The organism is Staphylococcus auricularis (assembly GCF_001500315.1).
Classification (GTDB): domain Bacteria; phylum Bacillota; class Bacilli; order Staphylococcales; family Staphylococcaceae; genus Staphylococcus; species Staphylococcus auricularis.
The window spans coordinates 175018-201063 of the sequence record NZ_LLER01000009.1; the positions used below are offsets into that span (position 1 = coordinate 175018).

25 protein-coding genes and 1 pseudogene are annotated in these 26046 nt (G+C 36.6%); 25 read left to right on the forward strand and 1 reads right to left on the reverse strand.

The genetic code is table 11. The features are described from left to right. Positions 1-25 precede the first annotated feature (25 nt). The 17 genes and pseudogenes from hemW (at position 26) to recO (ending at position 15270) form a co-directional block, all read left to right on the forward strand. Positions 26-1150, forward strand: coding sequence for a radical SAM family heme chaperone HemW (gene hemW / locus APS80_RS05410; RefSeq protein ID WP_059107259.1), 1125 nt, complete (start codon positions 26-28; stop codon positions 1148-1150). A 100-nt stretch (positions 1151-1250) separates the two neighbouring features. Continuing rightward, positions 1251-2231 (forward strand): heat-inducible transcriptional repressor HrcA, encoded by a 981-nt coding sequence (gene hrcA, locus APS80_RS05415; RefSeq protein WP_059107260.1) that lies wholly within the window; start codon positions 1251-1253, stop codon positions 2229-2231. Positions 2232-2257: 26 nt separating this feature from the next. Beyond that, complete coding sequence (gene grpE / locus APS80_RS05420) at positions 2258-2920, forward strand: nucleotide exchange factor GrpE (RefSeq protein ID WP_059107261.1); 663 nt, start codon at positions 2258-2260, stop codon at positions 2918-2920. Between the two features lie 58 nt (positions 2921-2978). Next, the gene (gene dnaK, locus APS80_RS05425; RefSeq protein WP_059107262.1) at positions 2979-4814 is read left to right on the forward strand and encodes a molecular chaperone DnaK; all 1836 of its coding nucleotides are present in this window, start codon (positions 2979-2981) and stop codon (positions 4812-4814) included. 274 nt (positions 4815-5088) lie between these two features. Further along, entirely contained in the window at positions 5089-6222 is a 1134-nt protein-coding gene (gene dnaJ, locus APS80_RS05430; RefSeq protein ID WP_059107263.1) for a molecular chaperone DnaJ, read from the forward strand. Between the two features lie 5 nt (positions 6223-6227). Then, entirely contained in the window at positions 6228-7166 is a 939-nt protein-coding gene (gene prmA / locus APS80_RS05435) for a 50S ribosomal protein L11 methyltransferase (protein WP_059107264.1), read from the forward strand. A gap of 2 nt (positions 7167-7168) precedes the next feature. Continuing rightward, positions 7169-7921 (forward strand): 16S rRNA (uracil(1498)-N(3))-methyltransferase, encoded by a 753-nt coding sequence (locus APS80_RS05440; RefSeq protein ID WP_059107265.1) that lies wholly within the window; start codon positions 7169-7171, stop codon positions 7919-7921. Between the two features lie 167 nt (positions 7922-8088). After that, complete coding sequence (rpsU, locus tag APS80_RS05445) at positions 8089-8265, forward strand: 30S ribosomal protein S21 (RefSeq protein ID WP_002449867.1); 177 nt, start codon at positions 8089-8091, stop codon at positions 8263-8265. 372 nt (positions 8266-8637) lie between these two features. Next, a complete protein-coding gene (locus APS80_RS05450; RefSeq protein WP_103170829.1) occupies positions 8638-9318 on the forward strand; it encodes an NfeD family protein in 681 nt (226 codons plus the stop codon). A gap of 15 nt (positions 9319-9333) precedes the next feature. Further along, entirely contained in the window at positions 9334-10326 is a 993-nt protein-coding gene (gene floA, locus APS80_RS05455) for a flotillin-like protein FloA (RefSeq protein ID WP_059107266.1), read from the forward strand. A 14-nt stretch (positions 10327-10340) separates the two neighbouring features. Further along, positions 10341-11012, forward strand: a complete 672-nt coding sequence (locus APS80_RS05460; RefSeq protein ID WP_059107267.1) for a hypothetical protein — start codon at positions 10341-10343, stop codon at positions 11010-11012. Positions 11013-11377: 365 nt separating this feature from the next. After that, positions 11378-12325 (forward strand): PhoH family protein, encoded by a 948-nt coding sequence (locus APS80_RS05465; protein WP_059107268.1) that lies wholly within the window; start codon positions 11378-11380, stop codon positions 12323-12325. Then, positions 12326-12787 (forward strand): rRNA maturation RNase YbeY, encoded by a 462-nt coding sequence (ybeY, locus tag APS80_RS05470; protein ID WP_059107269.1) that lies wholly within the window; start codon positions 12326-12328, stop codon positions 12785-12787. It abuts the gene before it with no gap. Between the two features lie 4 nt (positions 12788-12791). Beyond that, on the forward strand, positions 12792-13130 hold the full coding sequence (locus APS80_RS05475; RefSeq protein ID WP_059107270.1) for a diacylglycerol kinase family protein: 339 nt from the start codon (positions 12792-12794) through the stop codon (positions 13128-13130). 45 nt (positions 13131-13175) lie between these two features. Further along, positions 13176-13583 (forward strand): annotated as a pseudogene (gene cdd / locus APS80_RS05480) (cytidine deaminase). After that, positions 13580-14479 (forward strand): GTPase Era, encoded by a 900-nt coding sequence (gene era / locus APS80_RS05485; RefSeq protein WP_059107271.1) that lies wholly within the window; start codon positions 13580-13582, stop codon positions 14477-14479. The pseudogene cdd and the gene era overlap by 4 nt, the downstream one beginning before the upstream one ends. A gap of 20 nt (positions 14480-14499) precedes the next feature. Further along, the gene (gene recO, locus APS80_RS05490; protein WP_059107272.1) at positions 14500-15270 is read left to right on the forward strand and encodes a DNA repair protein RecO; all 771 of its coding nucleotides are present in this window, start codon (positions 14500-14502) and stop codon (positions 15268-15270) included. 76 nt (positions 15271-15346) lie between these two features. On the opposite strand, the gene APS80_RS05495 is transcribed toward recO, so the two are convergent. Continuing rightward, complete coding sequence (locus tag APS80_RS05495) at positions 15347-16738, reverse strand: glycine--tRNA ligase (protein WP_059107273.1); 1392 nt, start codon at positions 16736-16738, stop codon at positions 15347-15349. 329 nt (positions 16739-17067) lie between these two features. Here APS80_RS05495 and ccpN point away from each other — a divergent pair, with 329 nt between their 5' ends. The 8 genes from ccpN (at position 17068) to APS80_RS05535 (ending at position 25888) form a co-directional block, all read left to right on the forward strand. Further along, a complete protein-coding gene (ccpN, locus tag APS80_RS05500) occupies positions 17068-17691 on the forward strand; it encodes a transcriptional regulator CcpN (protein ID WP_083498172.1) in 624 nt (207 codons plus the stop codon). 15 nt (positions 17692-17706) lie between these two features. Beyond that, positions 17707-18534 (forward strand): pyruvate, water dikinase regulatory protein, encoded by an 828-nt coding sequence (locus APS80_RS05505; RefSeq protein ID WP_059107275.1) that lies wholly within the window; start codon positions 17707-17709, stop codon positions 18532-18534. A 44-nt stretch (positions 18535-18578) separates the two neighbouring features. Beyond that, on the forward strand, positions 18579-20360 hold the full coding sequence (dnaG, locus tag APS80_RS05510; protein ID WP_059107276.1) for a DNA primase: 1782 nt from the start codon (positions 18579-18581) through the stop codon (positions 20358-20360). Between the two features lie 141 nt (positions 20361-20501). Then, positions 20502-21608, forward strand: a complete 1107-nt coding sequence (gene rpoD, locus APS80_RS05515; RefSeq protein WP_059107277.1) for an RNA polymerase sigma factor RpoD — start codon at positions 20502-20504, stop codon at positions 21606-21608. A 201-nt stretch (positions 21609-21809) separates the two neighbouring features. After that, a complete protein-coding gene (locus APS80_RS05520) occupies positions 21810-22502 on the forward strand; it encodes a tRNA (adenine(22)-N(1))-methyltransferase (RefSeq protein ID WP_059107278.1) in 693 nt (230 codons plus the stop codon). After that, positions 22489-23592 carry a Nif3-like dinuclear metal center hexameric protein gene (locus tag APS80_RS05525; protein WP_059107279.1) on the forward strand — a complete coding sequence of 368 codons (1104 nt, stop codon included), beginning with the start codon at positions 22489-22491 and terminating at the stop codon, positions 23590-23592. Before APS80_RS05520 ends, APS80_RS05525 begins: the two co-directional genes overlap by 14 nt. Before the next feature lie 61 nt (positions 23593-23653). Then, positions 23654-24988 (forward strand): DEAD/DEAH box helicase, encoded by a 1335-nt coding sequence (locus APS80_RS05530; RefSeq protein ID WP_059107280.1) that lies wholly within the window; start codon positions 23654-23656, stop codon positions 24986-24988. A gap of 9 nt (positions 24989-24997) precedes the next feature. Then, positions 24998-25888, forward strand: coding sequence for a deoxyribonuclease IV (locus APS80_RS05535; protein WP_059107281.1), 891 nt, complete (start codon positions 24998-25000; stop codon positions 25886-25888). Positions 25889-26046: the final 158 nt, after the last annotated feature.

The following is a 26046-nucleotide window of genomic DNA, read 5'->3' on the forward strand; positions in this document are numbered from 1 at the left end:
GAGGAATATGAAAAGGGGTGAGCTTATGCAAGTGAGAAGTGCTTATATACACATTCCATTTTGTGTGCGTATCTGTACATATTGTGATTTTAATAAGTATTTCATTCATAATCAGCCTGTAGATGAATACTTAGATTGTTTGATTAAAGAAATGGAACAAAGTGAAGTTAGAACATTAGAAACGTTATTCGTTGGCGGGGGCACACCGACCGCTTTAAGTTATGACCAGTTAGAGAAGTTACTTCAAGCGATCACACGCATTTTTACTATTGAAGGTGAATTCAGCTTTGAGGCAAACCCTGATGAACTGACGCTAGAAAAAGTTCAACTTCTTCATGAATATGGTGTGAATCGTTTATCTATGGGTGTTCAAACCTTTAAACAAGAACTATTGGATATTTTAGGGCGTACGCATCGCACAGCGGATATCTATCAAGCTGTTGATCATGCACGACAAGTGTGCATCCCTTCAATCAGTTTAGATTTAATGTATGACCTTCCTAAACAATCTTTAGACGATTTCAAAGAGAGCTTGGAATTGGCACTGTCTATGGATATTGATCATATTTCGAGTTATGGCCTTATCCTTGAACCGAAAACACAATTCTATAACTTATATCGTAAAGGAAAACTTAAACTACTTTCAGAAGACTTAGGTGAAGCGATGTACACTCATTTAATGCACCGTATGGAAGAAAGTGACATGCATCAATATGAAATTTCTAACTTTGCGAAAGTAGGACATGAATCTGAACATAATAAAGTATATTGGAAAAACGAAGGTTACTATGGCTTTGGTGCAGGTGCGAGTGGTTACGTGGATGGTGAACGGTACACGAATGTAAATCCGGTCAATCATTACATTAAAAAAATTGAACAAAACGAACGACCATTATTGCACTCTACTTTTCCAACAAGAGATGAACAAATGGAAGAGGAAATGTTTTTAGGATTAAGAATGAACCGAGGAGTTAGCATTCAACGCTTCCACGAAAAATTTGATGAACCAATCGATAACGTATATGGTCAAACGATTAATGACCTCATCCAACGAGGATTGTTGGTGAAACAAGGTGACTTTATCTCTATGACTGAACGCGGAAAAGTGATTGGAAACGAAGTGTTTGAGGCATTTTTACTTAGCGTATAAAAAGTTTTGAAAAACGGATGCTTTAACATTGACTTACTTTGACCAACTTGTTATATTATAATTAGCACTCGAAACAAGAGAGTGCTAATGAGGTGAAAACATGATTACTGATAGACAATTACGCATACTAAATGCGATTGTTGAAGATTATGTGGATTTAGATCAGCCAGTAGGATCAAAGACTTTAATAGAACGTCATCATCTTGGAGTAAGTACAGCGACCATCCGGAATGAGATGAAAGTGTTAGAAGATAAACAACTCATTTCAAAAGCGCACACTTCTTCAGGACGCATGCCCTCTGAACTAGGGTTCAGATACTATGTAGATAACCTATTGGAAGAAACATCTCATCATCAACAAAGCAAAACACAACGCTTGAAATCGTTGCTCGTTGAAAACAACTTCAACATTGCATCAGCGTTAAGTGAGTTTGCACGAGAATTATCCGTCGCATCTCAATATACAACATTGGTTATGCGTCCAGATCATAGTGAAGATATCATTGATAATATCCACTTGGTCCGTGCAAGTTCTTACTTAGTTATTATGATTGTCGTATTTAAATCTGGTCATGTTGAACATTTGTATTTAACTTCCAAAATGAAGTTAACCTCTGAGCAGTTGACTAAAATAGCTAATTTTGTCACTGCAAAATGTAGCGAATGGAATCATAGTCAGTTTGAATTTGACTTGAATTCTTTTGCAGATTCACTCACTGAAAAAGAGTTTATCAAAGATATGATAAACACAATTCAGATTCATATCGATGATCAAAGTAATGGCATTTATATGGGCGGAAAGGTTAAGCTGATCAACGCATTAAATGAGTCCAACGTTTCGTCGATTCAACCGATTTTACAGTATATCGAATCAAATCGTGTGACTCAATTACTAGATACAGCGAATGCATCACCTATTAATGTAAAAATAGGTCATGAGATCGATCCCATTATGAGTGATATTGCAATTGTGACGAGTGAATATCACATCAACAGCCAACTTAAAGGTAAGATTGCAGTCATCGGACCAACAGCAATGCACTATCAGAATGTAATTCAATTACTGAATGCAATTTGGTGATTGAAATGAGTATTGGAGGGCAGAACATGGCAGAAACAAACGAATCAGTAAACAATCAAACTGATGAACAACAAACAGAAGCTGAATCAGTTGAAGAAACTGAACAAACTGCTAACACAGAAGAAGCAACGACTTCTGAACAGACTAAAGACACAGAAGATACAGCTTCTGAAACAAATGAAGATAATCAAAATGACGATTTACAAGATGAAAATGAACAAGAAGATGTAGATCCGAAAGATGAAGAAATTCAACAATTAAAAGATGAAGTAAAAGAAAATGAAGAAAAATATTTAAGACTCTATGCAGAGTTTGATAATTATAAACGAAGAATCCAAAAAGAAAATCAAACAATGAAAACATACCAAGCACAAAGCGTGCTTACAGATATTTTACCAACCATAGACAACATTGAACGTGCCTTACAAATTGAAGGTGACACTGAACAATTTAATTCACTTCAAAAAGGTGTTCAAATGGTTTACGATAGTCTATTGAAAGCGTTGAAAGATAATGGCTTAGAAGTCATTGAAACAGAAGGTCAACAATTTGATCCAAACTTCCATCAAGCAGTGATGCAAGATGACAACTCAGAATATGAAAGTGGTCAAATCACTCAAGAATTACAAAAAGGATATAAATTGAAAGAACGCGTGTTAAGACCTTCTATGGTTAAGGTAAACCAATAGATTTTCATAACAACATTAAATATTAATCAACAACATTTTATTTAGGAGGAAATTAGTTATGAGTAAAGTAATAGGTATTGACTTAGGTACAACAAATTCTTGTGTTGCAGTATTAGAAGGTGACGATCCAAAAGTTATCCAAAACCCTGAAGGCGCAAGAACAACACCATCTGTTGTAGCTTTCAAAAATGATGAAACACAAGTAGGTGAGGTTGCAAAACGTCAAGCAATCACAAACCCAAACACTGTACAATCAATCAAACGTCATATGGGTACAGATTATAAAGTTGATATCGAAGGTAAAAAATATGCACCTCAAGAAATCTCAGCAATGATCTTACAAAACCTTAAAAAAACTGCTGAAGATTATTTAGGTGAAAAAGTAGAAAAAGCAGTTATCACAGTTCCAGCTTACTTCAACGATGGTGAACGTCAAGCAACTAAAGATGCTGGTAAAATCGCTGGATTAGAAGTTGAACGTATTATCAACGAACCAACAGCTGCAGCATTAGCTTACGGTTTAGACAAAACTGAACAAGATCAAAAAGTACTTGTATTTGACTTAGGTGGCGGTACTTTCGACGTTTCAATCCTTGAATTAGGTGACGGTGTATTCGAAGTACTTTCAACTGCAGGTGACAACAAACTTGGTGGTGACGACTTTGACCAAGTGATCATTGATTATCTTGTATCAGAATTCCAAAAAGAAAACGGCGTAGATTTATCACAAGATAAAATGGCATTACAACGTCTTAAAGACGCTGCTGAAAAAGCTAAAAAAGACTTATCAGGCGTATCTCAAACTCAAGTTTCATTACCATTCATCTCAGCTGGTGAAAATGGCCCATTACACTTAGAAGTGAACTTAACTCGTTCTAAATTCGAAGAGTTATCAGATTCATTAATCCAAAAAACAATGGAACCTACACGTCAAGCACTTAAAGATGCTGGTCTTTCAAGCTCAGACATTGACGAAGTGATCTTAGTTGGTGGTTCTACAAGAATCCCAGCAGTACAAGATGCAGTTAAAAAAGAAACTGGTAAAGACCCTCATAAAGGTGTAAACCCAGACGAAGTTGTTGCAATGGGTGCAGCAATCCAAGGTGGGGTTATCACTGGTGACGTTAAAGACGTTGTATTACTTGACGTAACACCACTTTCATTAGGTATCGAAATCATGGGTGGACGTATGAATACGTTAATCGAACGTAATACAACTATCCCAACTTCTAAATCACAGGTTTACTCAACAGCAGCAGATAACCAACCAGCCGTAGATATTCACGTATTACAAGGTGAACGTCCAATGGCTAATGACAACAAAACACTTGGTAGATTCCAATTAACTGATATTCCACCAGCTCCACGTGGTGTACCTCAAATCGAAGTTACTTTCGACATCGATAAAAACGGTATCGTAAACGTTACTGCTAAAGATTTAGGTACAAACAAAGAACAAAACATCACTATCCAATCAAGCTCTTCATTATCAGATGATGAAATTGATCGTATGGTTAAAGACGCAGAAGAAAATGCGGAAGCCGATGAAAAACGTCGTCAAGAAAGTGACTTACGTAACGAAGCAGATAGCTTAGTATTCCAAGTTGAAAAAACAATCAACGATTTAGGCGACAACATCAGTGAAGATGACAAATCTAATGCTGAAGAGAAAAAAGATGCGCTTAAATCAGCACTTGAAGGTCAAGACTTAGATGACATCAAAGCTAAAAAAGAAGATCTTGAAAAAGTAGTTCAAGACTTATCTGCTAAAGTTTACCAACAAGCGCAACAAGCTCAACAATCACAAGGTGATGACAGCAGCCAAAGCAACGACAGCAATGTCGAAGATGCTGACTTCACTGAAGTGAATGATGACGACAAAGACAATAAATAATTTGAGATGAACAAACAACTCATCAAATAAAACGACACATTTGCTTAGCCATTTAGAGCGTGTGCGTACAACGATGTTGCGAGTGCATAACGGCGTCGCGCTCACGCTAGGCATAATGATGTGGAATCAGTCATTGTACATTCGTGATGATTCCAACAATCAACTGTCCAATTAAGGCTGAAAGATTTTAAGGGGCTAGGACTATCACATGTCCCAGCCTCTTTTTCCTTTTTATGTAGTGTTTATTTTAAAAATGGAAAAGGAGAGATAGACAGTGGCCAACAAACGAGATTATTATGAAGTCTTAGGTGTAAGTAAAGACGCATCCAAAGATGAAATTAAAAAGGCTTATCGTAAATTATCTAAAAAATACCACCCAGATATAAATAAAGAAGAAGGCGCCGACGAAAAATTCAAAGAAATATCTGAAGCATATGAAGTTCTCAGTGACCCAGATAAACGTGCAAATTACGACCAATTCGGTCATGATGGCCCACAAGGTGGCTTTGGCGGTCAAGGTTTCGGTGGCCAAGACTTTAGCGGATTTGGCGGCGGCTTTGAAGATATCTTCAGTTCATTCTTCGGTGACGGTCGCTCAAGTGATCCTAATGCGCCACGTAAAGGTGACGACTTACAATACAACATGACAATCACATTTGATGAAGCGGTATTTGGTGCTAAAAAAGATATCACAATCCGTAAAGATGTGAAATGTCATACATGTAATGGTAACGGTGCTAAACCGGGTACTAAGAAAAAAACATGTCATTACTGTAACGGATCAGGCCATACAACAGTCGAACAAAATACCATCTTAGGACGTGTAAGAACTCAAAAAGTTTGTCCAGTATGTGATGGTACAGGTGAAGAATTTGAAGAACCATGTCCAACATGCCATGGTAAAGGTACAGAAAACAAAAATGTCAAAATTAACGTGAAAGTGCCTGAAGGTATAAACAATGATCAACAAATCAGATTAGCCGGTGAAGGTGCGCCTGGTGAAAATGGTGGCCCTCAAGGTGACTTATATGTCGTATTCAGAGTTAAACCTTCTGACAAATTTGAACGTGATGGCGACGATTTATTCTATGACTTGAACGTTAGCTTTGCACAAGCTGCTTTAGGTGATGAAGTTAAAGTACCTACACTTAAAGGTAGCGTCATGTTAACCATTCCAGCAGGTACACAAACTGCTAAACAATTCAGATTGAAAGAAAAAGGTGTAAAAAATGTACATGGCTACGGCTATGGTGACATCTTTGTTAATATTAAAGTAAACACACCTACGAAACTCAACGACCGTCAAAAAGAATTATTGCGTGAATTCGCTGATATTAGTGGTGAATCAATTAAAGAACAATCATCTAATTTTAAAGACAAAGCGAAACGTTTCTTTAAAGGAGAATAAAATAAATGAACTGGGTCGAACTTTCAATTACAGTTAATCATGAAGTGTCTGCGATTGTTGCAGATATGTTAGAAGAATTAGGCTCTAATGGGGTTGTCATAGAAGATTCTACAGATTTAGAACAAGACTTTGAAGATCGCTACGGAGAAGTCTTTGAACTTAATCGTGACGACTATCCCGATGAAGGGGTTCGTATCAAAGCCTATTTCAATGAAATGAAATATACAGCAGCATTTAAACAGCAATTGTTAGACAATTTAAATGAAATCGAACAAATGGATCAAAACTTGCTTAAGGTTGAGGAACAAACACTGGAAGAACAAGACTGGGAGAACGAATGGAAAAACTATTTTCATCCATTTCGTGCTTCTGAGCGCTTTACGATTGTTCCTAGCTGGGAAAGTTATCAAAAAGAGAACGAAGACGAACTTTGTATCGAACTTGATCCTGGTATGGCATTTGGCACAGGAGATCATCCGACGACAAGTATGTGTTTAAAAGCGATCGAACGTTACGTCAAACCGTCAGATGCTGTAATTGATGTTGGCACAGGTTCTGGTATTCTCAGTATTGCTTGTCACCTGCTTGGCGTAGAACGCATCAAAGCGTTAGATTTAGATGAAATGGCTGTGAAGGTCGCACAGGATAATTTCAGAAAAAATAATTGTGTCGATCAAATTGAAGCAGTGCCAAGTGATTTACTTACAGAAGAAACCGGTCATTTTGATGTCGTAATAGCGAACATCTTAGCGCATATTATTGATGAAATGATTGAAGATGCTTATGATGTAGTAAATGAAGCGGGTTATTTTATTACCTCAGGCATTATAGAATCTAAATACGAATCCATTATCGAACACATGGAGCGTGTTGGTTTTAAAATCATTTCAACGGAACATCAAAATGATTGGGTATGTATCGTTGGACAGAAAGTGAGCGACTGAACGTGCAAAGATATTTTATAGACCAAAACGCTGATCCAAGTCAGCGTTTTTTTATCACAAGTAAAGAGGATGTGCATCACATCGTTAATGTCATGCGTAACGATGTAGGTAACGAAATCATAGTTACATTTAACGATCAACAAGTGTATCGCTGTGAAATCACAAAGATTGATTCAGATCAGATCGAAATCAAGTTAACAGAAGATATGACGATTGATAGTGAGTTGCCACAACATATCACAGTATGTAGTGGTTTGATCAAAGCAGATAAATATGAATGGTTGATTCAAAAAGCGACAGAGCTTGGCGCGTCTCATTTTATCGCTACACAAATGACGCGTTCCGTAGTGAAACTCACACAAAATAAGGTAGCTAAAAAGCTAGAACGCTGGCAAAAAATCATTAAAGAAGCTGCCGAACAAAGTTATCGTTTGAAGATACCTGAAGTGACATATAAAGAGAGTTTGAAGGCTGTCTATGAAGATATTGATCAATTTGATCATGTATTACTTGCGTATGAAGATGCTGCAAAAGATGGAGAAACGCATCAATTTCGTTCTTTGGTCGCTCAGTTTCAACCTGAAGATCGCGTGTTAATTATATTCGGACCTGAAGGTGGTTTAACTGAAGATGAAGTCGCTCTCTTTGAAAATGAAGGTACTACCATTGGGTTAGGTCCGCGTATCTTGAGAGCAGAAACTGCACCGCTTTATGCGTTGAGTGCAATTAGCTATGAACAAGAACTATCTCATTGAGATGAGATGTATCACAACGTCTATAATTGATGCTGTTTGCAAATATTAAAAATGTAAATTTTACTGATTGACCGCAATAGGCAATTATATTATACTAACAGATACATAGTTTAATACTATGTAATGATTATAAAGTTTCGTTGATATTTGGAGGGAGGGAAATACAGATGTCTAAAACAGTAGTCCGTAAAAACGAATCACTTGAAGATGCGTTACGTCGCTTCAAACGTTCAGTTTCTAAAAGCGGTACAATTCAAGAAGTCCGTAAACGCGAATTTTACGAAAAACCAAGTGTAAGACGTAAAAAGAAATCAGAAGCTGCACGTAAACGTAAATTCAAATAATTATTGTTCGTTGACTCCCTCAACCCAACATTAATTATAAATGAGAGAAAAGTCTTAGCTAGAGAGCTAGGGCTTTTTTATTTTGTATCAACAATTTTTTAATGTAAGTTATTCGTTATCTTTTAATTTGTTTGTTACATATATACATCATTTAAATAAACTGATTTACGGACTTTAACGCTCACCATGTGTTAGAGTATGTAGATAGATTACAACGTTATTTTTGAAAATTTTTAACTAAAATAACTCAACTATGGTTAACTTTTCAATTAATATTTTTATATTAAAAAACCTATAATCCTAAAGGGGTTTCATGTATAATTAAGGAGAGAGCGAGGTGAGAGTGTGAATTTGCTGAGTGGTATACAAAACATCTTATTACTTAACTTTGCTGATGGAATCGAATGGTATCAACGTATAGCTGATTTTATCGTAAATCCTATCGTTTCTTTAGTCTTTACCATCATTATCTTTTTAGGTTTCCTATATCAATTATATTCAAGACGTATTAATATGGCCGGTATTGTGGCTGCGCTATTATTATTGATATTCTTTTTAGGATTCCTTATTAAAGGTGAGGTCAATTTAGTCTCTGTTATTTTATTTGTCATCGGTGTTATATTTATTATCATAGAACTCTTCGTGGTTGGAGCAGTTATGGGCATCATTGGTATGGGCCTTGTCGTCTTAAGTATCATGATGCTGGGTGATAGTTTATTAGTGATGATCGTCAATGTAGTCATTGCATTAATTTTGGCAATCATAGAATGGGTGATTTTAGTGAAAATATTTAATCGTTCAATTCCATTTTTAGATAAAGTAATATTAAAAGATTCAACCAATGCAGAAGCTGGATATACTTCTCATGATAATCGCTCTGATTTAGTGAATAAAACAGCAAAAACTTTAACTGATTTACGACCTGCCGGCATCATCAGTATAGACGGCGAACGCATCGACGCTGTATCAGACGGTGAGTTTATTTTACGCAATAAAACAGTAACTGTATTACAGGTTGAAGGTACACGGGTCGTTGTCAGAGAAAAGGAATAACAAAGGAGTAACAATATGTCTGGATTAATTTCAATCGGTATTTTAGTTGTAATAGTTATTATAGCTTTAATTATTTTATTCTCATTTGTACCTATTGGCTTATGGATTTCAGCAATAGCTGCAGGTGTTAAAGTCGGTATTGGTACATTAATTGGTATGAGATTACGTAGAGTCTCTCCACGTAAAGTTATCGCACCATTAATCAAAGCACATAAAGCAGGACTTAACCTCACTACGAACCAATTAGAATCTCACTATCTAGCTGGTGGTAATGTAGATCGCGTTGTAGATGCAAATATCGCAGCGCAACGTGCAGATATCAACTTACCATTTGAACGTGGTGCAGCAATCGACTTAGCAGGTCGTGACGTGTTAGAAGCGGTTCAAATGTCTGTAAACCCGAAAGTCATTGAAACACCATTTATCGCTGGTGTGGCCATGAACGGTATCGAAGTGAAAGCGAAAGCGCGTATTACAGTTCGTGCTAATATCGCTCGCTTAGTCGGTGGTGCTGGTGAAGAAACAATCATTGCACGTGTCGGTGAAGGTATCGTATCAACAATCGGTTCAAGTGAACACCACACACAAGTCTTAGAAAATCCTGATAACATTTCTAAAACCGTATTAAGTAAAGGTTTAGATTCAGGTACTGCATTTGAAATTCTGTCTATTGATATCGCCGACGTAGACATCAGTAAAAACATCGGTGCCGATCTACAAACAGAACAAGCAATTGCTGATAAAAATATTGCACAAGCTAAAGCCGAAGAACGTAGAGCAATGGCTGTTGCTAGCGAACAAGAAATGAAAGCACGTGTACAAGAAATGCGTGCCAAAGTGGTTGAAGCAGAAGCAGAAGTACCACTTGCGATGTCAGAAGCATTACGTTCAGGTAATATCGGTGTGAAAGATTACTATAATCTTAAAAATGTAGAAGCAGACACAGGTATGAGAAACGCTATCAATGATAAAACAAAACAAGAAGACGACGAATCACCAGAACAATAATTAGGGGTGATTAAATGAATATTGGTCTAATAATCTTTATCATCGCGATTGTTGGATCCTTGATCAGTACGTTTACGAATAATGATCATAAAAAAGGAGATCCGAGTAAACCCAAAGAACAACCTAGAGCTGAATCTAACAAACCGAAAAAGTCCTTTATGGAACGTGTCGAAGAAACATTTAAGGAATTAGAAGATTGGGTCGATGAAGACGACGATGAAGATGAACAAACAACAACACGTCAAGAACCCACACCTTCACAAACAAGACAATTTGAGCCTAAACGCGTACAAGCTGAAAAAGTAAGACGCATCGAAGAAGCAGCGCAACCTACAACAAGTGAAGAGCCACAAGATGCTGAACGACAACAACAGTCGCAAGAAGCTAAAGATCAAGCATTAAGAGATGAGTTGAAAAATACGATTTCGGCGGATATCACTAATGTGCGTACTGAGTATGATAGAGCGCGGGAAAAACAAGTTCAACAACTGCAAAAACGTGCAGAACATATTATTAATGATAAGTACTTGTATGAGAGGGCGAAACGTATGCGTCTGAAAAATCTCTTTGCGAGTCAGGCTCAAAAACCCATTACAGCAGACAACGATTTGAGATTTAGTGATGATGAAGTCATTAACGGCGTCATCTGGTCAGAAATTTTAGATAAACCGAAACAGTTATCTTAGTCTATATGATAGATAGCTTCGCAGACTATGAGGAACGTAATTAAGAGTGGAAATGACGAGCATTTGATATAAATGTGATCGTCTTTCCACTTTTTTTCTGGCTAAAATAGCTTTTCACTCATTTATCTTTGGCTAACATCAATATATTTAGAGATATGCCACAGATGGCGCACCGATGCTCTCATTAATGAATTGTTAACGTACACAGTAACTGGTTAAGTTCAGTAGAAATTATTTATAGAAATACGATTTAAATTTTCCCCTAAAGCCTGTAGAACCTCCCTCTGTGGAGTTTTTATTTTGTAAGTTCAATTCTAATAAGATAAAATATAGATGAACGAATCTAATAGCAAAGGAGCGCCTATATGCCTGGAATTATTCAAATCGATGACATCAATGAAGCCCAAGCTTTAATTGGTAACAATGATGAACATATTAAAGCAATTGAAGAAGAATTTGATGTTATAGTACATGCTCGCGGCCAGGAAATTGCCGTTAAAGGTCAACAAGTAGAGCAAGTAGAAAAAGCTGAATCCGTATTAAAAAATCTCTTAAAAGTGATTGAACAAGGCGTAACAATAACGTTGAAAGATGTTGAAGCAGCCATTAAAATGGCACAGAATAATACGATTCAACATCTTTTAGATTTATATGAAGAAGAAATCACGAAAGATGCGTTTGGTAAGACGATTCGTGCAAAAACGATGGGACAACGTCTATACATCAACGCTATGAAAAGAAATGATTTAGCATTCGGACTCGGACCAGCAGGAACAGGTAAAACATTCTTAGCTGTTGTCTACGCAGCCAAACAACTGCGTAAAGGAAATGTAAAACGGATCGTACTCACACGACCAGCTGTAGAAGCAGGTGAATCATTAGGTTTCCTTCCAGGGGACTTAAAAGAAAAAGTCGATCCTTATTTAAGACCTTTATACGATGGTTTAAATACTGTATTAGGCCGCGAACAAACTGAACGGTTTATAGAGCGTGGCATTATTGAAATTGCACCGCTAGCTTACATGAGAGGTAGAACATTAGATGATGCCTTTGTCATTTTAGACGAAGCGCAAAATACTACACATGCGCAAATGAAAATGTTTTTAACACGTCTTGGCTTTGGGTCAAAAATGGTCGTAACCGGTGACCAAACACAAATCGATTTACCTAAAGGTGTTAAAAGTGGACTTAAGGAAGCGGTTAAAAAACTTCACTCCGTAAAAGGCATTAGTGTCATTAAGTTAGACCAAACTGATGTTGTTAGACATCCACTAGTTAGTAAAATCATAGAAAGATACGAAGGAGTGGAATAAATGTTTACCATAGATTTCAGCGATCAAACAGAACGCGTCGACCAAAGCTGGTGTGACCAAATCGAAGACTTATTAACGTTTGCGAAACAACAAGAATCTATTGAAGAAGATACAGAGCTTTCAATTACGTTTGTAGATAAAGATGAAATCCAACAGATAAATCACATGTATCGCGATAAAGATAAAGTGACTGATGTGATTTCTTTTGCGTTAGAAGAAGATGAACCGGAAATTAGCGGTCTAGACATGCCACGTGTATTAGGTGATATTATTATTTGTACGGATGTTGCGGAAGAACAAGCGAGTGAATATGGACATTCATTCGAAAGGGAACTTGGATTTTTAGCACTTCATGGCTTTTTACATTTATTAGGCTATGACCATATGAATGAAGCTGATGAGAAAGAAATGTTTGGCCGTCAAGATACGATCTTGAACGCGTATGGCCTCACACGTGATTAAGATCATGAGACGTTTTAGATATGCGTTTGAAGGGTTATATGCGTTATTTAAGAAAGATTACAAGTTTCTGATTCATGTGCTCATTGCACTCATCGTCGTAGTATGTGGATTCATTTTCCAGCTGACAGCGATAGAATGGATGTTTATTATTATTGCGATTGGATTAGTAAGCGCATTTGAAGCGATGAATACCGCGTTAGAATATGTGGTGGATCTCGTGACTTCAGATTATCACGCGTTGGCTAAGCATGCGAAAGATGTAGCTGCTGCAAGTGTACTTATCACAGCGCTCATCGCGTTAGTGATTGGATTAATTATTTTTATACCCCATATATTTTATTGAACCTTAGTGAATTGAATGTGAAATGAACAAAGTGAGGATAAGAACATGAGCTATCAAAAAGAATATTTTGAAGCGGTGCGTGAAACATAATCCAATGCATATGCACCGTATAGTCATTTTAAAGTCGGGGCTTATTTACGCACGAAAGATGGTCGGAGTTATTATGGTGCTAATGTGGAAAATGCTGCCTATCCTATGGCGATTTGTGCAGAACGCTCTAGTTTAGTTGCCGCTATTTCAGATGGTTATCGACCAGGAGATTTTGAATCTATTACTATTACGGTAGATGCAGAGGAACCTTCTTCACCATGTGGTGCATGTAGACAAGTGTTAAAAGAACTTTGTGATGATGACATGCCCGTTTATATGACGAATCAAGAAGGTAAAATGATAGAAATGACAGTAGCAGAATTATTACCATTAGGATTTTCAGGAAAGGATTTAAATGAATGAGTGAATATAAATCAGGATTTGTCTCAATTATTGGGAGACCGAATGTAGGTAAATCAACATTTGTCAACAGAGTGATCGGACACAAAATAGCGATCATGTCTGATAAAGCACAAACTACCCGTAATAAAATTCAAGGTGTCATGACACAAGATGATGCTCAAATTATCTTCCTTGATACACCGGGTATTCATAAACCTAAACACAAATTAGGCGACTACATGATGCGTGTCGCAAAAAATACATTATCTGAAATCGATGCGATTATGTTTATGGTCAATGTTAATGAAGAAATTGGTCGCGGTGATGAGTACATTATGGACATGTTAAAAGATGTGAAAACACCGGTATTTCTTGTTTTAAATAAAATTGACTTAGTCCATCCAGATGAATTAATGCCAAGAATTGAACAGTATCAATCTTACATGTCATTTACTGAGATGGTACCGATGTCTGCATTAGAAGGCCATAACGTAGATCATTTTATTGAGGTGCTTAAATCTTATCTACCTGAAGGCCCTCAATACTATCCAGAAGATCAAGTCTCTGATCACCCTGAACAGTTTGTAGTGAGTGAATTGATCAGAGAAAAAATCTTACATTTAACAAGTGAAGAAATTCCCCATGCGATTGGGGTCAATGTCGATCGTATGATTAAAAAAGATGAAGATCATGTACGTATTGAAGCAACCATCTATGTTGAACGTGATTCTCAAAAAGGGATTGTCATTGGTAAAGGCGGTAAAAAACTGAAAGAAGTAGGTAAACGCGCAAGACATGATATTGAAAATCTCTTAGGCTCTAAAGTTTATTTAGAACTCTGGGTGAAAGTTCAAAAAGATTGGCGTAACAAAGTAAACTTCATTCGCCAAATGGGTTATATTGAAGACCAAGATTGATGAGAAAGCGGTGAGCTACAGTGTTAATGAAACAAAAAGGCATTATAATTAAATCTGTAGATTACGGCGAATCAGATAAAATCATCACCATTCTAAATGAACATGGTGCGAAAGTTCCTTTAATGGTAAGAAGGGCGAAAAAAAGTAGAAGTGGATTACAAGCCAGTACACAGATGTTTGTATATGGCTTGTTTATTTATAATAAATGGAAAGGCATGGGGACGTTAAACTCTATCGATGTCATCAATTTGAATTATGAACTTCGGTTAGATATCTATGAAAATAGTTATGCGAGTTTATGTGTAGAAGTGGTCGATAAAGCACTAGAAGGAGATGCCGTATCACAATACTGTTACGATCTTGTGTCTTTCGCTTTAGATAAAATCAATCAAGGTACATCTGCGCAACTCATGTCTGTAGTGATTTTACTCAAATGTATGACACGCTTTGGTTTTAACGCACAGTTTAATCACTGTAGTGTGACAGGAAATACCGATCAATCTCAACTATGCGGTTACAGTTTTAGATATGATGGTGCGATTTCATTTGAAGCACTCGATCAAGATCCGCATGCGTTACGTATTTCCAATAAAACATTGTACTTGTTGAATGTACTTCAGCACTTACCGATTGATAAGATGAACTCATTAAATATCCATCAAACAATAGTAGAAGAAATGTCTGAATTACTCATCATGTTATATCGCGAATATGCAGGTGTTTACTTCAGAAGTCAAAAACTAATCAATCAACTCCGCAGAATCGAACAAAACTCAAAAGATGAGGATTAAACAGTCATATATAATATAAAAAAGCAGCAGTTAGCATGGGAGCTAACTGCTGCTTTTGATTGTTCGCTTAAACTGATTAGAATTTAACTCTTTCAGCTAAGAAATCTTCTAAATCAGAGATTGGCATACGTGTTTGTTCCATCGTATCTCTGTCACGAACAGTGACTTGATTATCATCTAATGAATCAAAGTCAAATGTAATACAGTAAGGTGTTCCGATTTCATCTTGACGACGGTAACGTTTACCGATAGATTGAGATTCGTCAAAGTCGATTGAGAATTTAGGACTCAATTGTTCGAACACTTTGATTGCTTCACTAGAAAGTTTTTTACTTAATGGTAGCACGGCTGCTTTATAAGGTGCTAATGCAGGGTGGAAGTGTAATACAGTACGCGCTTCTTTACTGCCTTCTACACCTTCTTCGTCATAAGCATCACATAAGAAAGCAAGTGTTACACGATCAGCACCAAGTGAAGGTTCGATACAGTATGGTAAGTATTTTTCATTTGTTTCTGGATCGTGGTAATTGAAGTCTTCACCAGAGTGTTCCATGTGTTGTTTTAAGTCATAGTCTGTACGACTTGCGATACCCCAAAGTTCGCCCCAACCGAATGGGAAGCGGTATTCGATATCTGTTGTTGCATTTGAATAGTGAGAAAGTTCTTCTTCATCATGATCACGTAAACGTGTGTTATCTTCTTGTAAGCCTAAATCTTTTAACCATTGGCTTGCGTAGTTTTTCCAGTAATTTTGCCATTCGATTTCATCACCAGGTTTACAGAAGAATTCAAGTTCCATTTGTTCGAATTCACGTGTTCTGAAAATGAAGTTACCTGGAGTGATTTCATTACGGAATGATTTACCGATTTGACCAATACCGAATGGTAATTTTTTACGCATTGTACGTTGCACGTTTTTATAGTTTACGAAGATACCTTGTGCTGTTTCAGGACGTAAGAAGAGTTCGTTTGTAGAGTCTTCAGTAACCCCTTGGAATGTTTTGAACATAAGGTTGAATTGTCGAATATCAGTCCAATTCGCAGTACCACTGACTGGACATACAATGCCTTCTTCGTCGATGATGCGTTTCATTTCATCAAAGCTAAGGCCATCAGCGACAAAGTTTTCATCACCTTTTTCGTTCGCCATGTAATCTTCAATTAATTTATCAGCACGGTAACGAATTTTACTGTCTTTATTGTCGATCATTGGATCGTTAAAGTTACCGATATGACCAGATGCTTCCCAAGTTTTAGGGTTCATTAAAATCGCAGCATCGATACCCACGTTATAAGGGGATTGTGTAATAAATTTTTGCCACCAAGCTTTTTTAATATTATTTTTTAATTCAACGCCAAGTGGACCATAGTCCCAAGTGTTTGAAAGACCACCGTAGATGTCACTACCTGGAAAGACAAAACCTCTATGTTTGGCAAGTTGTACAATTGTATCCATATCTTTTTCCATGATTAAAGCACTCCTTTTCACATAAAAATACGCCCCAAGCTATCGAAACATGTGTATGATTCAACAGCTTGGGACGAGTTAATTTATAAATCGTATGTAATACGTTTATATGCTTTTTTAACCCGCGGTTCCACCCAATTTAGTGTAGACACTCGCTTTTATATTTCATTCATTTAATGCCAATTTGAATTGTTAAGCTTTCACTATCCTTAACTCGCTACATAACTCATTGTAATTTAATTGAATGATAATCGCAAGTAATTGTATGTATTTGTAGCTAATTAGAAATCAATGTATAATAATTTTGAAAGGTAAAGGGGTGAAGACCTATCGAACTCAGTCAAAGACAACAGCGCATTATCGAAATTGTAAAAACAAATGGGCCAATTACTGGGGAACATATTGCAGATCAATTGAGCCTTACACGCGCGACATTACGACCAGATCTCGCTATTTTAACGATGTCAGGGATATTAGAAGCGAGACCTCGTGTAGGTTATTATTATACCGGTCAAACGCGTCATAAGTTATTCGCTGATGAACTCAAACAATACATAGTTAAAGATTATGCGTCACATCCAGTTGTTGTTAAGAGCGATATGAGTGTTTATGATGCAATTTGTACATTGTTCTTAGAAGATGTGAGTACACTGTTTGTCATTAACCATGATGGAGATTTTGTAGGCGTATGTTCCAGAAAAGATTTACTGCGCTCTTCAATGGTAGGAGAAGACATCCATACGATGCCCGTCTCAGTCATTATGAGTAGAATGCCAAATATTAATTATGTATTCGCAGAAGATCGTGTCATTTATGCAGCTAATTTAATGATTGAAAAAGAAAATGATTCTCTTCCTATTGTTCAAGAAAAAGATAATGGCCAATTTGAAGTTAAAGGCAGAATTTCAAAAACAACAATCACCAAAATTTTTGTCTCACTATTTAAAGAATAACTGGAGGGTAAATTCATGAAAAAAGTTAAAATTATCGTCGCATCCGATTCGGTTGGCGAAACTGCTGAATTGGTGGCACGTGCAGGTATCTCACAATTTAATCCGAATCATTGTGAACCAGATATCAGTCGCTATCCTTACATTGAATCACTCGAAAATGTGGATGAGGTGATTCAAATTGCGGTAGATAATCATGCAGTGATTGTTTATACATTAGTTAAACCTGAAATTAGAAAATATATGGAAGCGAAAATCAAAGAGAAACAAATTAAATCTGTGGATATTATGGGGCCTCTCATGAATATTTTCCGCGAAGAGATAAATGAAGAACCTTATTATGAACCCGGTCTTGTCCATCGCTTAGACGAAGCATATTTCAAAAAAATAGAAGCGATTGAATTTGCTGTTAAATATGATGACGGCAAAGATCCAAAAGGATTAAGTAAAGCAGATATTGTGTTATTAGGGGTTTCTCGTACATCTAAAACACCACTGTCACAATATTTAGCACATAAAGAAAGTTATAAAGTGATGAACATTCCGATTGTGCCTGAAGTGACACCACCGGATAAATTGTTTTCTACGGATCCGCGTAAAATCATCGCACTACGCATCAGCGATGAAAAACTCAATCGCATTCGAAGAGAACGATTAAAACAGCTTGGACTCGGAGATAATGCACGCTATGCAACAGAGCAGCGCATCAAAGAAGAAATTGAGTATTTCCAAGACCTAGTGGACAAGCTTGATTGTCCTGTCATCGATGTGTCAGATAAAGCCATTGAAGAAACTGCAAACGATATCATTCGAATTATTGAGCAGAACTATTCTCAAAACGTTTAAAAAATATTATAATAATAAAACTAAGGTTTAACAGGTGATATACTTTGCGAATAGAACAATCTGTGATCAATGAGATAAAAGATAAGACGGATATCCTGGATTTAGTAAGTGAATACGTGAAATTAGAGAAAAGAGGGCGCAATTACATTGGGTTGTGTCCTTTTCATGATGAAAAGACACCTTCCTTTACAGTTTCGGAAGATAAACAAATCTGTCACTGCTTTGGTTGTAAAAGAGGCGGCAATGTCTTTCAATTTTTACAAGAAATTGAAGGTATTTCCTTTACAGAAGCTGTTCGGAACCTTGGGGAAAGAGTCAATATCGAAGTCAACGTCCCGTCACAACAAACCTCAGATGGCTCGACGAAAATTGCCTCTGAAGATTTGCAGATGATTGAAATGCATGAATTGATGCAATCCTACTACCACTATGCGCTTTTAAAAACGGTAGAAGGAGAAGCTGCATTATCGTATCTAAAGGATAGAGGTTTTTCAACTGAGACCATTGAATCGCGAAAAATCGGGTATGCACCTAATAATGCACAATTTTGTCATGATTTTTTGCAGAAAAAAGGGTACGATATCGAACTTGCTTATGAAGCAGGTTTGCTTTCACGAAATGAAGAGAACTTCAGTTATTACGATAGATTTAGAGATCGCATCATTTTTCCACTTACAAATGCACAAGGTCGGACAGTGGGATATTCAGGAAGGACCTACACAGATCAAGAACCTAAATATTTGAACAGTCCAGAATCGCCTATTTTCCAAAAACGACGGTTATTGTATAATGTAGATCGTGCAAGAAAGCCTATTCGTCAAGCGGATGAAGTCATCATCCTTGAAGGCTTTATGGATGTAATTAAAGCGGATGAAGCGGGCCTTAAACAAGTCATCGCAAGTATGGGGACGCAATTATCCCAAGAACACATGACATTTTTAAAAAAATTAACATCGAACGTTACATTGATGTTTGATGGGGACTATGCAGGGAAAGAAGCGACGCTTAAAACAGGTCAAGCGTTATTACAACAAGGACTTAATGTATTTGTCGTTGAATTACCTCAAGGCATGGACCCAGATGAGTATATCATGAAGCACGGACAAGAAGCGTTTCAACATTTTGTCGAACATGAAAAGCGGGCATTTGTACTGTATAAAGTGAAGTTACATCAGGATGAAATAAATCATAATGATTTAGCATATGAAAAATATTTAAAAGAAACAACACAAGATATTTCCTATATGCAGTCGCCAATTCTACGCAAAAAAGTATTGCAAGAAGTCGCTGAATTGTTTAAAGTTAGCTTTGATAGTCTAAATAATAGTGTGGGGAGTACATCAAATTATCAAGCTGAATACAGCAATATCAATGATACTCCTACGATTTTTAGTCATTTATCAACTGCTGAAAAGGCTGAGAGAGCCTTGTTGAAACACTTTATGAATGATAAAGATCTGTTCTTAGATTATTATCGTTCGATTGAAGCAGAAGACTTTACAAATGAACATTTTAAAAGTATATTTAATTTTTTACACCGTTTTTATGGAGAAAATGATTATTTCAACATAAGTGACGGTTTACAATATGTAGAGTCTAATGAATTGAAAGAAACTTTAATTGCATTGGATAACTATACAATCAATGCAGAACCTTATGAAAATGAAATTGATGATTATATTAACACGTTATCCAAGCAACGCAAAGAAGAATCAATAGAATCGCTCAATCATAAATTAAGAGAAGCCACTCGATTAGGTGATGTAGAACTTCAAAAATATTACTTGGAACAAATTGTTAATCGAAATAAAAGTAGAAACAATTGAGTTTTACATTGTATAGATTGGGAGACATCAGAGAATAACGGGATTATTAACAGTTATGTTACTTTTTTAAATGTAGAATGAGATGAATTCTAAACATTTAAAGTTGGTATAAAAGTGATATTAAACGCGGGAGGCCTATTCATGTCTGAAAGTAAAGTCAAAGTAAAAAAACAAACCATAGATCCAACTTTAACAATGGAAGATGTTAAAAAACAATTATTGGAAAAAGGTAAAAAAGAAGGTCAATTAAGTCATGAAGAAATTTCTGAGAAACTGCAACACTTTGAAATGGACAGTGACCAAATGGATGAATTCTTCGACCAACTTAATGATAATGAGATTAAGTTAGTCAATCAAAAAGATAATAACGATACAGACGAGTCGTTAAACCCTAACGATTTGAGCGCTCCTCCAGGCGTCAAAATTAATGACCCTGTCCGGATGTATCTTAAAGAAATTGGACGCGTCAACTTATTGAGTGCCCAAGAAGAAATTGAACTTGCGAAACGCATTGAGCAAGGTGATGAAATTGCTAAATCACGTTTAGCTGAAGCCAACCTTCGTTTAGTCGTCAGTATCGCAAAAAGATACGTGGGTCGCGGCATGTTATTCTTAGACTTAATTCAAGAAGGGAATATGGGCTTAATTAAAGCAGTAGAAAAATTTGACTTCAGTAAAGGATTCAAATTCTCTACTTACGCTACCTGGTGGATTCGTCAAGCGATTACAAGAGCGATTGCAGACCAAGCCAGAACGATCCGTATTCCGGTACACATGGTTGAAACGATCAATAAATTAATTCGTATTCAAAGACAATTACTTCAAGATTTAGGTCGTGATCCAGCACCAGAAGAAATCGGTGAAGAAATGGATTTACCACCTGAAAAAGTACGAGAAATCTTGAAAATAGCACAAGAACCAGTTTCATTAGAAACGCCAATTGGTGAAGAAGACGACAGCCACCTTGGTGACTTTATTGAAGATCAAGAAGCGCAAAGTCCTTCAGACCATGCAGCATATGAACTGTTAAAAGAACAATTAGAAGATGTATTAGATACGTTAACAGACCGCGAGGAAAATGTCTTACGTCTACGTTTTGGATTAGACGATGGACGTACACGCACTTTAGAAGAAGTAGGTAAAGTATTCGGTGTCACTAGAGAACGTATTCGTCAAATCGAAGCGAAAGCACTAAGAAAATTAAGACACCCTAGCAGAAGTAAACGTCTAAAAGACTTTATGGATTAATCCTATAGAGATTGGGGCATTTATCGTTTGCCTCATAAAGCATTGAAGTGATCGTGCTTTATGATAAGTGATTCGCTCATAACCACTGATAATAAGGGGGAATATTCTTATTGATGTGTGATAGAGTGGATTAAAAACGCCATTGTCCCAGTCTCTTTTTTTGTGATATATCATCAATTTTATTCGGGAAGGTGTACACCTATGATACCGTTAAACCAACGTTTAAAGCAGGTGAGTCAGTATATCAAAGGAGATATGCTTGCTGATATTGGCTCAGATCATGCTTATCTTCCACTTTATGCTTTAGAACAAAACCTCATACAACGTGCGATAGCAGGTGAAGTGATTGAAGGTCCTTACAATTCATCTAAGCAAAATGTTGCTGATTATCAAGCTGATCATGCGATTGATGTTAGACTAGGAGATGGATTATCTGTCATTCAGCCAGAAGACCATGTATCGACAATTACGATTTGTGGCATGGGTGGACCATTAATTGCTAAAATATTAACTGAAGGCCAAGCGAAATTAGAGCATCAACCGAGACTTGTGTTACAAAGCAACATCAAAACTAAGACGTTACGATACTGTCTAAAACAATTAAGTTATCGTATCATTGCAGAAGAAATCTTAGAGGAGAAAGGTCACATTTATGAAATAGTGGTGGCTGATTATGCTACGACTCCGGTGACGTTATCAGAGATAGAAGCGACGTTTGGGCCTTATTTAATAAAAGAGAAAACGGATTTATTTTATAAAAAATGGGAACATGAACAACAGGCACTACTTAAGATTAAACAAAATTTAGATCCAACTAAGCATGCAGAAAGACTGCAACAAATAAACCATCAGTTAACGTTAATCGACGAGGTGATTAGAGATGAAAATCAGTGAACTTATGACCGTGATTGATCAACACGTGCCTTTAGCAACCGCGGAAGAGTGGGATAATGTAGGTCTCATTATAGGAGATGAAAGTGCTGAAGTGAATGGCATATTGACAGCTTTAGATTGTACGAAAGCAATTGTCGAGGAAGCAATTTCAGCAGGTGTGAATACCATCATTTGCCATCATCCACTTATTTTTAAAGGCATAAAAAACATTACTCAAAATGATGGTTATGGGGCAATCATTCGCAAACTCATTCAAAATGATATCAATGTCATCGCATTACATACGAATTTAGATGTATACCCTCACGGTGTGAATGCGATGCTCGCAGATCGTTTAGGATTACAACAGCAACAAATTCTCGATCCAGAGGATACCAATTATTATAAAGTGTATGTTTATATACCTAAAGATGATGTAGAGACATTTAAACAACAATTAGATCAAGCTGGACTTGCGAGAACAGGTAATTATCACTATTGCTTTTTTGAAGCTGAGGGACAAGGTCAATTTAAACCTGTAGATGATGCAAATCCAACTATTGGTCAACTTAATGAAATTGAATATGTCAACGAGGTTAAGTTAGAGTTTATGATCGATAAAGGTGAACGTACTAAAGTGCAGCAACTCATCCTTCAACATCATCCATATGAAGAACCGGTATTTGACTTTATTCCAGTTGTTCAAACTGCTAATTTAGGTCTGGGAATGATTGGAGAATTAGAACATGCACTTGATATAGAAACATTTATCGATCACGTGAAGACTCAGTTAGATATGCCGAGCGTCAGATTTATTGGTGATTTATCGGCTAAGATTAAAACAGTTGCGTTAATTGGTGGTGCAGGTATTGGAAACGAATATATGGCTGCAGCACAAGGCGCAGATATCTTTTTAACAGGAGATATTAAGCATCATGAGGCACTCGATGCGAAAACAGCGGGTATCAATTTACTAGATATTAATCACTATAGTGAACATGTGATGAGAGAAGGACTCGTTGAGTTGTTAAAACAATGGTTATCTGAGACAGATATTTCATTCGATATCCATGCTTCAGAGCAAAATACAGATCCTTTTAACTATTATTAAAAGAAGCACATACATGATGTAGTGTTCATCGGAACCAATCAAAATTCATAGGAGGACAAAGATGGCTAAACATCCTTTTGAAAACTTTAACTTAGAGCCGAGCTTAATAGAGGCAGTCAAAGACCTCAACTTTTCTAAACCAACAGAAATCCAATCCCGTGTCATTCCCAAAATGCTAAAGCAGGTTAATTTAATCGGTCAATCTCAAACAGGAACGGGTAAATCTCATGCATTTTTACTACCGCTTATCCACCACATCAATACTGATACAAATGAACCTCAAGCGATTGTAGTGGCGCCCACACGTGAGTTAGCACAACAATTATTTAATACAGCAAGTCATCTTGCTCAGTTTAAATCAGGTGTGAGTGTTAAATTGTTTATCGGCGGTACTGATATCGAAAAAGATAAACAACGTGCTAAAAATCAACCCCATTTAATTATTGGGACACCGACACGTATTAATGACTTAGCAAAACATGGGGATTTACATGTGCATCTAGCTTCGTATCTTGTCATTGATGAAGCGGATTTAATGATTGATCTCGGTTTAATAGAGGATGTTGATTTAATCGCTGCAAGACTCGATAGTGAGGCTCGTATCGCAGTGTTCAGTGCAACGATTCCGAAATCCTTACATCCTTTCTTGAATAAATATTTAGAACAACCGGAGTATGTTAAAATAGACAGTCAGTCTCAAAACAAGAAAAATATCGAGTTTTATTTAATTCCAACTAAAGGTGAAGCCAAAGTTAGAAAAACACTTAAACTTATCGATATATTGAATCCTTATTTATGTATTATCTTTTGTAATAGTAGGGATAACGCTGACGATTTAGCAGAAGAATTAGATGGGTATGGTATTAAATACGGTATGATACACGGTGGTTTAACACCGCGTGAACGTAAGCAACAGATGAAACGTATTCGCAATCTCGATTTTCAATACGTCATCGCGAGTGACTTAGCCTCTCGTGGTATAGATATAGAGGGCGTGAGTCACGTTATTAACTTTGATGTACCGAATGATATTGATTTCTTTACACATCGTGTTGGTAGAACAGGTCGTGGTCAATATCATGGTGTTGCGATCACGCTCTACAGTCCAGATGAAGAGGACGCAATTTCATTGATAGAAGATAGAGGCTATCATTTTGAAACAGTAGATATTAAAAATGGTGAGCTTAAACCAGTGAAAGCGCACAATACAAGACATAAACGTCAGAAGAAAGATGATGTAGTGACGAATCAGGTAAAATACAAAGTGAAACGCAACAATAAAAAAGTTAAACCTGGTTATAAGAAGAAATTTAAACGTCAACTAGAAGAAGCAAAACGCCAAGAACGTAGACAATATAGTAAACGTTCAAAAAGAAATAACAAAAATAAAGGTTAGGTGAATCTCATGTTAATAGGCTCACACGTGTCTATGAATGGTAAAAAAATGCTCGCAGGTTCAGCTGAAGAAGCACATAAATTTGGCGAATCTACATTTATGATTTATACAGGTGCGCCTCAAAATACGAGACGTAAAGCGATTGAAGATTTGAATATTGAAAAAGGTCATGAACTTATGGAATCTTACGGGTTATCAAATATCATTGTGCATGCACCTTACATTATCAATATCGCGAATACACAAAAACCACATGTATTTGACTTGGGCGTTGAGTTTTTACAAAACGAAATCGAAAGAACACAAGCGTTAGGTGCAAAAGACATCGTGTTACACCCAGGCTCTCATGTGGGAGCGGGTGCTGATGAAGGTATTAAAAAAATCATTGAAGGACTCAATGAAGTGTTGACTCAAGAAAACGATGTAAGAATTGCACTTGAAACGATGGCAGGCAAAGGTTCAGAAGTAGGTCGAAATTTTGAAGAGCTTGCGAGAATCATCGACGGTGTTGAACATAATGAGCGCTTGTCCATTTGCTTTGATACGTGTCATACTCATGATGCAGGTTATCAAATCAGAGACGACTTCGATGGCGTGCTTAATGAATTCGATAAAATTATTGGTATCGATCGCATTAAAGTGGTCCACGTAAACGATAGTAAAAATGATATTGGTGCGCATAAAGACCGCCACGAAAATATTGGATTTGGTCATATTGGATTCGATGCATTGAACTATGTAGTGCATCACGATGCGTTTAAAGATATTCCAAAAATTTTAGAAACACCTTATGTGGGCGAAGATAAGAAAAATAAAAAACCACCATATCAATTTGAAATAGAGATGCTTAAATCTGAAACATTCGATCCAGATTTAAAAACGAAAATTTTAAATCAATAAAATGAGGTCTTGTACAGAAGCGGTCAAGTTGAGCTTCTGTACTTTTTTATCTTCAACTTTTTCTATTATTCCGATTGAAAATGATAGTTTGTTAGGTGCGATATAACTACGAATAACATCAGTGTTGCACTCATTCTGCTATGGAGAGTACAATTATT